16 protein-coding genes and 1 pseudogene are annotated in these 11,537 nt (G+C 57.0%); 12 read left to right on the forward strand and 5 right to left on the reverse strand.

Annotated elements, in window-relative coordinates:
• The 3 genes and pseudogenes from ACILQA_RS06840 to ACILQA_RS06850 form a co-directional block, all read right to left on the reverse strand.
• Positions 1-119, reverse strand: a pseudogene (locus tag ACILQA_RS06840) (HAD family hydrolase); the annotation flags it as partial.
• A gap of 12 nt (positions 120-131) precedes the next feature.
• Complete coding sequence (locus tag ACILQA_RS06845; protein WP_324479167.1) at positions 132-1,052, reverse strand: SMP-30/gluconolactonase/LRE family protein; 921 nt, start codon at positions 1,050-1,052, stop codon at positions 132-134.
• A 13-nt stretch (positions 1,053-1,065) separates the two neighbouring features.
• Positions 1,066-1,623: a GNAT family N-acetyltransferase gene (locus ACILQA_RS06850; RefSeq protein ID WP_395629029.1), complete on the reverse strand. Its 558-nt coding sequence runs from the start codon at positions 1,621-1,623 to the stop codon at positions 1,066-1,068.
• A 136-nt stretch (positions 1,624-1,759) separates the two neighbouring features.
• On the opposite strand from ACILQA_RS06850, the gene ACILQA_RS06855 reads away from it, so the two are divergent.
• The 4 genes from ACILQA_RS06855 to ACILQA_RS06870 all read left to right on the forward strand — a co-directional run bounded on the left by ACILQA_RS06855 (position 1,760) and on the right by ACILQA_RS06870 (position 5,786).
• The gene (locus ACILQA_RS06855) at positions 1,760-2,569 is read left to right on the forward strand and encodes a universal stress protein (RefSeq protein WP_395629030.1); all 810 of its coding nucleotides are present in this window, start codon (positions 1,760-1,762) and stop codon (positions 2,567-2,569) included.
• A 74-nt stretch (positions 2,570-2,643) separates the two neighbouring features.
• The gene (locus ACILQA_RS06860) at positions 2,644-3,966 is read left to right on the forward strand and encodes an amino acid permease (RefSeq protein WP_395629031.1); all 1,323 of its coding nucleotides are present in this window, start codon (positions 2,644-2,646) and stop codon (positions 3,964-3,966) included.
• 39 nt (positions 3,967-4,005) lie between these two features.
• Positions 4,006-5,433, forward strand: coding sequence for an NAD-dependent succinate-semialdehyde dehydrogenase (locus ACILQA_RS06865; protein ID WP_395629032.1), 1,428 nt, complete (start codon positions 4,006-4,008; stop codon positions 5,431-5,433).
• Positions 5,433-5,786: a YbaN family protein gene (locus tag ACILQA_RS06870; RefSeq protein ID WP_395629039.1), complete on the forward strand. Its 354-nt coding sequence runs from the start codon at positions 5,433-5,435 to the stop codon at positions 5,784-5,786. The genes ACILQA_RS06865 and ACILQA_RS06870 overlap by 1 nt, the downstream gene beginning before the upstream one ends.
• Here the strand turns inward: ACILQA_RS06870 and ACILQA_RS06875 are convergent.
• Positions 5,783-6,298 carry a sterol desaturase family protein gene (locus tag ACILQA_RS06875; protein ID WP_395629033.1) on the reverse strand — a complete coding sequence of 172 codons (516 nt, stop codon included), beginning with the start codon at positions 6,296-6,298 and terminating at the stop codon, positions 5,783-5,785. The two genes, ACILQA_RS06870 and ACILQA_RS06875, sit on opposite strands and share 4 nt — an antisense overlap.
• Positions 6,299-6,392: 94 nt before the next feature.
• On the opposite strand from ACILQA_RS06875, the gene leuC reads away from it, so the two are divergent.
• From leuC to grxD, 8 genes are all read left to right on the forward strand, one after another.
• Positions 6,393-7,823 (forward strand): 3-isopropylmalate dehydratase large subunit, encoded by a 1,431-nt coding sequence (gene leuC, locus ACILQA_RS06880; protein WP_395629034.1) that lies wholly within the window; start codon positions 6,393-6,395, stop codon positions 7,821-7,823.
• On the forward strand, positions 7,807-7,944 hold the full coding sequence (locus ACILQA_RS06885) for a hypothetical protein (RefSeq protein ID WP_395629035.1): 138 nt from the start codon (positions 7,807-7,809) through the stop codon (positions 7,942-7,944). The genes leuC and ACILQA_RS06885 overlap by 17 nt, the downstream gene beginning before the upstream one ends.
• Complete coding sequence (locus tag ACILQA_RS06890) at positions 7,934-8,140, forward strand: isopropylmalate isomerase (RefSeq protein ID WP_333569677.1); 207 nt, start codon at positions 7,934-7,936, stop codon at positions 8,138-8,140. The genes ACILQA_RS06885 and ACILQA_RS06890 overlap by 11 nt, the downstream gene beginning before the upstream one ends.
• A gap of 4 nt (positions 8,141-8,144) precedes the next feature.
• A complete protein-coding gene (gene leuD, locus ACILQA_RS06895) occupies positions 8,145-8,738 on the forward strand; it encodes a 3-isopropylmalate dehydratase small subunit (RefSeq protein WP_292928798.1) in 594 nt (197 codons plus the stop codon).
• A 9-nt stretch (positions 8,739-8,747) separates the two neighbouring features.
• Positions 8,748-9,743, forward strand: a complete 996-nt coding sequence (locus ACILQA_RS06900; protein ID WP_395629036.1) for an NADPH:quinone oxidoreductase family protein — start codon at positions 8,748-8,750, stop codon at positions 9,741-9,743.
• 67 nt (positions 9,744-9,810) lie between these two features.
• Positions 9,811-10,134 carry a DUF1476 domain-containing protein gene (locus ACILQA_RS06905; RefSeq protein WP_324479171.1) on the forward strand — a complete coding sequence of 108 codons (324 nt, stop codon included), beginning with the start codon at positions 9,811-9,813 and terminating at the stop codon, positions 10,132-10,134.
• The gene (locus tag ACILQA_RS06910; protein ID WP_395629037.1) at positions 10,134-10,364 is read left to right on the forward strand and encodes a BolA family protein; all 231 of its coding nucleotides are present in this window, start codon (positions 10,134-10,136) and stop codon (positions 10,362-10,364) included. Before ACILQA_RS06905 ends, ACILQA_RS06910 begins: the two co-directional genes overlap by 1 nt.
• A 10-nt stretch (positions 10,365-10,374) precedes the next feature.
• Positions 10,375-10,707 carry a Grx4 family monothiol glutaredoxin gene (grxD, locus tag ACILQA_RS06915; RefSeq protein ID WP_395629040.1) on the forward strand — a complete coding sequence of 111 codons (333 nt, stop codon included), beginning with the start codon at positions 10,375-10,377 and terminating at the stop codon, positions 10,705-10,707.
• A gap of 12 nt (positions 10,708-10,719) precedes the next feature.
• Here the strand turns inward: grxD and ACILQA_RS06920 are convergent.
• Positions 10,720-11,537 (reverse strand): MFS transporter (locus ACILQA_RS06920; protein ID WP_395629038.1); only part of this gene is annotated, 818 nt, incomplete at its 5' end.

The following is an 11,537-nucleotide window of genomic DNA, read 5'->3' on the forward strand; positions in this document are numbered from 1 at the left end:
TTGACCCGGCGGACGAAATCCTGAGGCAATCCGCGTTCGGCCTCCATCCGGTTAAACGCCTCAAATGGTGACGAAGTGATAACCCCACCGAAGTCAAAAATTACCGTATTAAATGTCATGCAATGCCAGTCTCAATATTGCAGCTTAAGCCCCGGCCGCGCCCAACGGGTTTTAACGAGACGCCCACTGCCCGACAGGCAGATATACGCGTCCATCATATCGTCACCGCCCCACGCGATGTTGGTGGTGAAGATATCATCGGTTGCGACAAATTCGACCAGCTCGCCATCCGGAGAAATCACGCTGATCCCGCACTCCCCAATCGTCGCGACGCAGATATTGCCGCTTGCTTCGATGCCAAGGCTGTCGAAAAATTTATACCCGGCTGGACGATATACGGGAATCCCTGGCCCACCCGGACCTGCATCCGGCGCAACTTTGCCTGGCGACGTGATGTTGAACTTCATCAACCGGCACGTATAGGTTTCGGCAGCATATAATGTCTTGCCATCGGGCGACAGGCCAACGCCATTGGGGTTGTTCGACGGAAAGATGACCTCTTCCAAATGGCTGCCATCTGCTTTGGCATAAAAGATGCCGACGACATCATGGCTACGCTTGGCATAATCGATCTTGCCATGGTCGGTGAACCAGAACCCACCATGCGCATCAAACACAATATCGTTCGGGCCACGCAGGCTGCAGCCAAAGTCACCCGATTTATAAAGTATCTCGACTGCGCCGGTATCGATATCGATGCGTTCGATCCGGCCGCCCGAATAATCCTGCGCAATGCCGTGCGGCGCTAAAAAGCCATTGGCTTCCATATATTCAAAGCCGCCATTGTTGCAGCAGTATAATTTGCCGTCAGGACCAAGCGCCAAGCCGTTGGGACCGCCGCCCGTCTTTGCAACGACCGACTTGCTGCCGTCGGGCCGCACGCGCGTGATTTGCCCCTCGGCGATTTCGACCAAAATGACGCTGCCGTCGGGCATGACGACTGGGCCTTCCGGGAAGCGCAGGCCGTCGGCGACCAATTCAAACTCTGCCATCATCTTCTCTCCTTCATCCCGGCTCGCGCGCTGGCGCGGTCCGGTCTCCTTCTCCAAGCTCGGCCTGCATGTACACGCTGTCAAGCCAGCGGCCAAATTTCCGACCGACCGACCGCATCCGGCCGGCAAAAGTGAATCCCATTTTCGTATGAAGCGCCACCGACGCAGGCTCTCCGCCGCCGATCACGGCAATCATTTGACGAAAACCACATGCGTGCGCCTCATCAAGCAGCCGGCGCATCAATGCGACACCGATCCCCTGCCCGACATGTTGCGCGCGCACATAAATCGAGTTTTCACAGGTAAACCCATAAGCGGGCCGGTCGCGGAATGCCGTGGCGTAGGCATAGCCCAATATCTCCCCTTCGCGCTCGGCAACAAGGAACGGCCAGCCATGGGCCAAAATGTCCGCAATCTTCTGTTCGGTTTGCTCCAACGTACGCGGCACGGTGTCGAAACTGGCGGTGCCGTTCACAACATGATGCGCATAAATGTCGGCTATTGCTTGGGCATCGGTGATGCGCGCGCCCCGCACGATCACATCGTTCTTCGCTTGCCCCGCGTCATCCATCCGTCATCGCTGACATAATATATCGGCCTTTGGAAGCATTTTGCGGTGTTTGATATCGATCAAAGACTTTGCTCGGCATCGGCCTACACTCAATCGCATCAATCCGAGTCGGCCTATTCTGGCATATGAAAAGGAAATGATGATGAAATCTATCATGGTACATGCTGGCGCAGACGCAGCCTTTGAAAGCCGGTTGCAGGCCGGGCTTGATCTTGCCCGCCGTTTCAATGGGCATATGACGCTTGTCTTGCCCCGACCAACCCAGGATTATGTGGCGTTTGACATGTTCGGCGGTGCGCATTTCATTGCCGAAGCCTTTGATGCAGCCGAAACGGAGCGCGGAAAGTTATGCGCACGCACCGACGCGCATTTAAAATTGGAGGATGTGCCCTGGGATTGGCAGATATTTGACGGAACGACATCCGATGCATTGATTAACGCAGCGCGACTGGCGGACATATTGGTCATGTCGCTGGATGAAGCCGGCACACCCGGCACCGCGCGCGCATGGGTCAGCGATGTCGTCACAGCGTCGCGTACGCCGGTACTTGCGGTGCCCGCATCGACAAAGCGCATCTCATGGGACCGCGCGATGGTGGCATATGACGGCGGATTTGAAGCAGCCAACGCGTTGCGCGCAGCATTGCCGTTGCTTCAGGCGGCATTACATGTGCGGATTGCAGAGGTCGAAACCGTGCCCGAAGAATTCCCTGTCACCGAAGCAGCGACCTATCTGTCGCGCCATGGCGTCCGCGCCGAAATAGCCGTCGCGGCAAAGGGTGATCAAAGCGTAGAGGAACGGTTGCTGAATGAAGTAAATGCGTGGCGACCCGATTTACTCGTCATGGGCGCCTATGGCCATGGGCGGTGGCGCGAAACCTTGTTTGGTGGCGTGACACGGTTCATGCTGGGCGAATTGGGAATCCCTGTGTTGCTCGCGCATTAGGGTCAGGACCTAAACAAAGATTGGCTTTTGCCCTTTTTCCGTGCCAGCTATGGTACCGAAACAGGGGAATTTAAGTGACGCAGAATACAGCCGAAGCAAGCCGTCCGATGGGATTTTGGATGGCACTTGCGCTCGTCATGGGCAGCATGATTGGGTCAGGCGTATTCCTGTTACCCGCGAGCCTTGCGCCCCTAGGGTGGAATTCCGTTATTGGATGGTTGATCACCATAGGTGGCGCATTGTGCGTGGCATCGGTGTTTGGCGCTTTAAGTAAGGCTTTGCCAAAGGCGGGCGGACCATATGCCTACACGCGTGCGGCCTTTGGCGACGGCGCGGGCTTCGCGATTGCATGGGCCTATTGGATATCGATGTGGGTCGGCAATGCCGCCATCGCCACTGCTGCGGTCAGTTATCTGAGCCAGTTGTTTCCGGTTGTCGGAACGCATGGCGTATCGTCGGCAGTAACGATCGCGATTATTTGGGCATTTACGCTCATCAACATTCGCGGAACCAAGCTTGCGGGGCAAGTTCAGATCGTCTGGACGATCGCAAAGCTGCTGCCTCTGGTCGCGGTGATCGGGCTTGCTGCTTATGTCCTTGCGACCCAAGGCACGGCGCTTGTCCGGCCATTTGTGACCGCAGACATTTCCGCGACCAGCATTTCCACCGCCACCATATTAACCCTATGGGCCATGCTTGGGCTTGAGCTCGCGACCGTGCCTGCCGACAAGGTGCAGGACCCCGAACGCACCATCAACCGCGCGACGCTTTTTGGAACCGCCGGCGCTGGCATCATTTATATCCTCGTCTGCTCCGCGGTGGTCCTGATGCTGCCTGTCGCCATCACCAGCGTATCGGCGGCGCCATTTGCGGACTTTGTAAATATATATGCGGGCACCAATGCCGGCACCGCTATCGCCGCGGTCGGCGCGATTAGCGCACTTGGCGCGTTGAACGGCTGGATCATGTGTCAGGCCGAGATGCCCGCCGCTTTGGCGCGCGACGGACTGTTCCCGGCATTTCTGGGCAAAGCAGGCGCCAATGGTACGCCGCGTAACGCCCATCTGTTCACCTCAACACTTTTGACGCTGGTCATCCTAATGAACAGCAGCCGGTCAATGTCGTCGATGTTCGAATTTCTCATCTTACTCACCACGGCCATTGTTCTGGTGATGTATTTCGGGTGCGCTGCCGCTGCGTTCCGCTTGATGACAAAAGGACAGTTGCCGGGCAAAGCGGGTTTCAAAGCCATATTGTTGCTCGCCGCACTATATTCCTGCTGGACGATCTATGGTGCGGGGGCCGAAGCTTTGATCTGGGGCGTTGCTTTATTGCTGGCTGGGTTCCCGGTTTTCTGGCTGTTGAAGCTTGCAAGGGGTTCCAAACCCACGACCTGACGCCTACATGCAGAAGACAAGAAATTTGCGGGACATTCGATGAGCTACACTACCGATTTAGGCCTTTATATTGATGGCAGCTGGCGCAAGGGCGAAGGCCGCGATTGCCACACCGTCATAAATCCGGCCACTGGCGAAACGCTCGCTGAGCTGCCGCTGGCGACTGCGGCAGACCTTGATGAAGCACTTGCTGCGACAGCAAAGGGCTTTGCCTATTGGCGCGGCGTTGATGTGAATGCCCGCGCCGCAATATTGCATAAGGTTGCCGATCTCATCCGTGAGCGGGCTGAGGGCATCGCCGTTCTGCTCACGACCGAACAGGGCAAACCACTCGCCGAAGCGCGGACCGAGGTTCTATCCTGCGCCGCGCAGTTTGATTATTTCGCAGAAGAGGCCAAGCGCAGCTATGGCCGCGTTCTCGTCCGGCCAACGGGGCAACGCGCGATTGTGCTGAAACAGCCTGTTGGACCCGTCGCCGCGTTTTCACCGTGGAATTTCCCGGTCAATTTGATGTGCAAGAAAATGGCTGCGGCCCTCGCTGCGGGCTGCTCGATCATCGCCAAGCCACCCGAAGAAACACCAGCAAGCACAAGCGGCATCATGCAGTGCGTCATCGACGGCGGCGTTCCGGGCAATGTTGCCCAGCTGATTTACGGCGTTCCCGATATGGTGAGCCGCCACCTGATCGCATCACCGATCATCCGAAAGGTCAGCTTCACAGGGTCTGTGCCCGTGGGCAAACATTTGCTGAAGCTTGCAGCAGACGGCGTTAAGCGGACCACGATGGAATTGGGTGGCCATGCGCCTGTGCTCATTTTCGATGATTGCGACCTTGAAAAGGCTATCACCTTGTCGGCGACCACCAAGTTCCGGAACGCCGGACAAGTGTGCATTTCGCCGACGCGTTTCTATGTGCAGGAGGGCGTCTACGACCGCTTTGTCGCTGGCTTCGCTGCGCATACGAAGAATGTGCAGGTCGGCAACGGATTGGATGCTGGCACCGTCATGGGGCCACTGGCCAATGTGCGTCGCCCCTCGGCCATCGCCGCCCTCGTGGAAGATGCAACGGCAAAGGGCGCGAAGCTGTTGGCGGGTGGCACGCGCGGCGAACAGGGCTATTTCTTTCAGCCGACGGTGCTCGCGGACGTTCCTATGTCCGCAGACGTCATGGACAATGAACCATTTGGCCCCGTTGCATTGATGCGGCCATTCAAGACGTTGGACGAAGCCATTGAACAGGCAAACCGCCTGCCCTTTGGCCTTGCGGCTTATGCCTTCACCGAAAACGCGCGGCAGGCGAACCTTGTCGCCGATGCGTTGGATACCGGCATGGTTGGCCTCAACAGCTTTGTGATTTCCATGCCTGACGCGCCCTTTGGCGGGGTCAAGGAATCCGGCTTTGGCAGCGAAGGCGGTCCCGAAGGTCTCGACAGCTATTATGTGACCAAAGCGGTCCATCAATATTGATACAGCGGCAGCTCTGGCTGATTGGTGGGCTGTGCGCTCTGGCGCTTGGCACCGTTGGCATAGCGCTGCCGTTGCTGCCGACCGTACCCTTTATGATATTGGCGGCCTTTTGTTTTGCGCGCAGCAGCCCGGCGCTTGAAGCCCGGTTGATGAATCACCCTGCCTTTGGGCATCATATTGTTGCATGGCGCGAAAAAGGGGTGGTGAGCAGACGCGGCAAATGGTCGGCATCCGTCGCCTTTGGCGTCAGCATAGCGATTGGCTTGATCACATTGGCATTGCCGTGGTCGTTCATACCACTGGGCGTTGCAATATTGTGTCTCGGCTGGATTTGGCGACAGCCCGAAGCTTAAATCGCCGCGTCGCGGACTATTGCGGTCCCGGCCTCGCGTTGTTTTTTGAGATCCGCCTTCAACTTTGCAGGATCACGCGCAAATACGAAACCAAAGCTGACGCCGCCTTCCTTGCCGATGGTGGCATGGTGCAATTTATGCGCCTGAACCAGCCGCTTGGCATAACCACTGCGCGGCACATATTTGAAGTAACGCTGATGCACGAGGCCATCATGCACCACAGTGTAGATGATGCCGTAAAATAGCACGCCAAGGCCAATCCAAGTCGCAGGCTCCCAAGCTTTCTCACCGAGCAACAAAGGGCTGCCAATCGCAAATAAGGAGATGCTAGTAACCGCGCCGACGATCCCATAAAGATCGTTCTTTTCCAGCGCATTATCATGTGGCTCGTGATGGTCACGGTGCCAGCCCCAGCCCCAGCCGTGCATGATATATTTATGGCTCGACCACGCCACCCATTCCATGACGAAGACGGTGCCGACCACAATGAAGATGATGCTGATAATGCTCATGCTGTTCCCATTAGACGCAAATGACCGAATATTGAAGTGCAACGATTGTCACCTCACTTGATTTCGTTGCAATCAGTTCTATGGCATTTTTATTATGTCCACACCGCAAACACTGTACGAAAAAATCTGGAACGCCCATGTCGTCGAACAACGCGACGATGGTACGTGCCTGATCTTCATTGACCGCCACCTTGTGCACGAAGTGACCAGTCCGCAGGCTTTTGAAGGCCTACGGGCGGCAGGGCGCCGTGTCCGCAGACCCGATTTGACATTGGCTGTGCCTGACCACAATCTGCCCACCACCGCGCGTCTGGACAGCCACGGACAACCAATCCCGATTGCAGACCCCGAAAGCGCCCAGCAATTGGAAGCGCTGGAGCGAAACGCGCCGGAGTTCGGCATCGACTATATAAATGCCTCCGATGCCAAGCAGGGTATCGTCCATGTTGTCGGGCCAGAGCAGGGCTTTTCCCTTCCCGGCACGACGATTGTGTGCGGCGACAGCCACACCGCTTGCCATGGCGGCCTTGGCGCGCTGGCATTCGGCATTGGTACGTCTGAGGTAGAGCATGTTCTGGCGACGCAGACGCTCCAACTGACACGTTCAAAGTCCATGGAAGTCCGCGTCGAGGGCGAATTGCGGGCAGGTGTGTCCGCCAAGGACGTGGTGCTGCACATCACGGGCGTGCTTGGTGCCGCAGGCGGCAGCGGCCATGTCATCGAATATACCGGATCCGTTATCCGCGCGCTCAGCGTCGAAGGGCGGCTGACCATTTCCAACATGGCGATTGAACATGGCGCGCGCGCGGGCCTCGTGGCACCCGACGACACCACTTTTGCGTATATCAAGGGCCGGCCTATGGCACCGTCAGGCGCAGATTGGGACGCGGCGGTTGCCTATTGGCGCACACTCGCGACCGACCCGGGCGCAACCTATGACAAGGTCGTGTCGATTGATGCCGCGGATATCGCACCCAGCGTCACATGGGGCACGAGCCCCGAAGATGTGTTGCCGATTACAGGCATCGTCCCCGATCCGTCCGCCTTTGCCGATCCGTCCAAGCAGGAAGCCGCGCGCAAATCACTGGATTATATGGGGCTGACGCCCGGCACACGGATGACCGATATCGAAGTGCAGAATATCTTCATCGGTAGCTGCACCAACAGCCGCATCGAAGATCTGCGCGCCGCCGCTGAAATCTTAAAAGGCCGCAAAAAGGCAGCAAATGTCAAATGGGCGATTGTCGTGCCCGGCAGTGGCCTTGTGAAGCAACAGGCCGAGGATGAGGGTCTGGACCAGATATTTACCGACGCTGGGTTCGAATGGCGCGAGCCGGGCTGCTCCGCTTGTTTGGGGATGAACCCGGACAAGGTGCCCGCTGGTGAACGTTGCGCATCAACCAGCAACCGGAATTTCGTCGGCCGCCAAGGCCCAGGCGCGCGTACCCATCTGGTGAGCCCGGCAATGGCTGCAGCTGCTGCTGTTGCTGGCAAGCTAACGGATGTCCGTGCGTTCGCCAATTAAGGGTGCCGCATGCGCGGCACCGCTGGCCTATGCGGCGGTGCCGGTGAAGCTATTCCCTTTACTTGTCACAAATGCCGAAGCTAAAGCAGTTGGCATCAAGGAAGAGGCTTATGACCAATAAAAAATCCGATGGTGGCGACACATGGTCGACCACAGCCAAGGTTGGCGCTGCAGTGGGTTCGGCGGCATTGATGGCGGCGTTGATTTACGCAGGACGCCGCAGCCTGACCCAGAAAAAGGGAAAGCTGGAACCAATGTCACCTGAGCCCGAAGTTGCGCCGATGACGCACAATCAACCCAAGACGGACACGGACTAAAGGCATGAAAGCGATAAGCCGTGTTGAAGGCCGGGCCTATCCCGTCGGTTTGAAGAATATCGACACCGATGTGATCATCCCCGCGGTGTGGCTGAAAACCATTAGCCGCGCTGGATTGGGCAAGGGTGCGTTCGAAAGCTTGCGCGCGGTCCCGGGCAACGTATTTGACGATCCTGAATATGCCGGTGCGCCTATATTGATCGCTGGCGACAATTTCGGTTGCGGATCGAGCCGCGAACATGCGGCGTGGGCGATGGCCGATTTGGGCATATCCGCGGTTATTGCGCCAAGCTTTTCCGACATATTTTCGGGCAATGCGTTCAAGAACGGCTTGCTCGCTATCGTCCTTCCGCAGGCGGCGATTGACCGTTTGATGGAAGTCGCACGGACCGATGACATTCACATCGATCTGGAAACACAAACCGTCACCACGCCGTTTCAGGACCGGTTCGAATTTGAAATCGACCCATTCCGTAAACATTGCCTGATCAACGGTGTAGACGAAATCGGCCTGACGCTGAAAAGCAGCGACGCGATTTCGGTGTACGAAGCCAAATTATCTGCGGACCGGCCCTGGCTGGCGCCAAACCCCGTTTAGGAGAGAGACATGCGCGCTTTATTATCAACCGCAAGCGGCGGCCCAGAAACACTTGTCATGGGCGAACTGCCTGAACCCACCGCTGGCCCCGGCCAAGTTGTGGTCGCGGTAAAGGCCTGTTCGATTAATTTTCCCGACACGCTGATGATTGTCGACCTCTATCAATTCAAACCTGAGCGCCCCTTTGCGCCGGGCGGCGAAATTGCGGGCACAGTCGAAGCCATTGGCGAAGGCGTGACCGGCTTTGCCATTGGCGACCGCGTCATTGGCCTGTGCGGCAATGGCGGCCTGACCGAAAAAGTCGCGGTCGCAGCGTTCAATTGCTTCAAAATGCCCGACGCCATGTCCTTTGACGATGGCGCAGCTTTGTTGATGACCTATGGCACATCAATCCACGCGCTGAAGGATCGCGGCCATATGAAGTCGGGTGACAATGTCCTTGTGCTTGGCGGCGCAGGCGGCATCGGGATTTCCGCGATTGAACTGGCCAAGGCATTTGGCGGCCGTGTGGTCGCCGGTGTCTCCAGCGAGGCAAAGGCAGACATCGCGCGCGAAGCTGGCGCTGACGAAGTGGTCGTCTACCCGCACCAGCCGTTCGACAAGGACCAGTCCAAAGCTGTCGCCGAGCTGTTTAAAGCGGCCGCTGGCCGGGACGGCTACAATATCATTTATGACACCGTGGGTGGCGATTATAGCGAACCTGCCGTCCGGTCGATTGCGTGGGAAGGCAAGTTTCTCGTGGTTGGCTTTCCAGCCGGGATCGCGAAATTGCCATTAAACCTCACATTGCTGAAAAGCTGCGACGTGTGCGGCGTTTTCTGGGGCGCATTTGCCGCACGTACGCCGCAGAAAAATCATGCCAATATTGCAGAGCTGTTTGACCTATATGCAGCGGGCAAGATCAAGCCGCGCATTTCGGAAACCTTCGCGCTGGCGGACGCCGGAACAGCAATCGCACGCTTGGGTGACCGGGCAGCGGTTGGAAAGCTGGTTGTACACATTTAACACGACCGGCCTTGTTGCGCGACGATGCAGGCATTATCTTTGAACAACAGCAAATTGGAACGGCATGATGACAACTTTCGACAATCGCGAAAAAGCCTTTGAAAACAAGTTCGCACATGATGCGGACCTATTGTTCAAGATTACTGCCCGCCGCAACAAGCTGGTGGGTCAGTGGGCAGCCGAAAAAATGGGCCTGACCCCCGAAGAAACCACAGCCTATGCGACATCAGTCGTGCAGGCGGACTTTGAAGAAGCGGGCGACGAAGACGTTATCCGTAAGCTACTTGGCGATTTGACATCAGCCGGTATCGACGTGGATGACGCGATGATCCGCGCTGCGCTCGAAGACAAAATGGTGGAAGCCCGCCGTCAATTTATCGAGCCTGCATAATGGCAATGCAAGCCCACGAAATTGAGGAAATGATACAAGCCGCGCTTCCCGATGCTTTTGTCGAAATCACTGACCTTGCGGGCGACGGCAACCATTATGCGGCGCGCGTCGTCAGCGAAAGCTTTCGCGGCATGCCGCGCGTAAAACAGCACAAGGCCGTGTATGACGCCCTGGGCGGACGCATGGGCGGTGTCTTGCATGCCCTTCAGCTGACAACAGCCACCCCCTGATTATTGGAGTATTGAAATGAGCGTTAACGAACGGATCGATGAGATCGTCAAAGGCAATGATGTCGTCCTTTTCATGAAAGGTTCGCCATTGTTTCCGCAGTGCGGATTTTCCAGCAAGGCGATCGCCATTCTTGACCATCTGAATGTCGCTTATGAAAGCGTCGACGTCTTGCAGGATATGGAAATCCGCGCGGGCATCAAAGATTATAGCGATTGGCCAACCATCCCGCAGCTGTACGTCAAGGGCGAGTTCCTTGGTGGTTCGGACATCATGATGGAAATGTACGAAGCTGGCGAACTGCAAGCCATTGTGGACGCAGAAGGCTTGGCCAAGGCTGGTTAAGCCGCCCCGGTATTAAGCGGGGGCGGGTTCAACCCCGCCTTCCGCGCGGCGGATATGGGGCAGCAACAGGTGCAGCCAGCCTAATGCCAGCAGATAAGAAACAGCCGCAAAGATAAATAAAGGGGTGTAGCCAAGCCCCGCCGCCAAAACGGCACCAGTCACCAATTGGATCAGGGCGCCGCCCATATTCCCCATGAAAGCCCCAAAGGCCGTTACACGGCCAACCTTTGCGCGTGGCACAACATCGGTAATGATGGAAAATATCGACAGGGAAAAACCCTGATGTCCGGCCATTACGACGCCCATCATGATCGCCACCGGCCAAAATGAATCCAGCGTAAGTACGAACGGCAGCGGCACGACGATGGCTGCGGATCCCAGCATGATCGTCTTGCGTACGCGGTTGACGCTCCAGCCCGCTTCCAAAAGTCGTGTCGACAGCCAGCCTGCGAACAATGCCCCCGCGCCCGAGCCAAAAAAAGCGATGGCCAAAGGTATTGCGAGTTCGCTGGTCGTAAGGCCGAATTCCTTGCGATAAAAATCGGGTAGCCAGAAATTTATGAGCCACCATGTTGCATCGGACAGCGCCTTCGCGATGACAATCGCCCACGTACGCCGTTCAAATAATATCGGCCCATATGGCGCGCCGCCATCGGAAAAGTCGCGATTGGCATCTTCAGCCTGATCATCAAATTTTACGCCGCGTGCGAACCACAGCCATAATGCAAGCGTGACAAAGCCACCGATGCCCCCAAAGATAAGCGCGCCTCGCCACCCCCAGATGGCCGCGATCACGGGAATGAAAAAGGGCATGGCAATTGTACCAAGGC

The organism is Sphingorhabdus sp. (assembly GCF_044239005.1).
In the GTDB taxonomy this organism is placed as follows: Bacteria; Pseudomonadota; Alphaproteobacteria; order Sphingomonadales; family Sphingomonadaceae; genus Sphingorhabdus_B.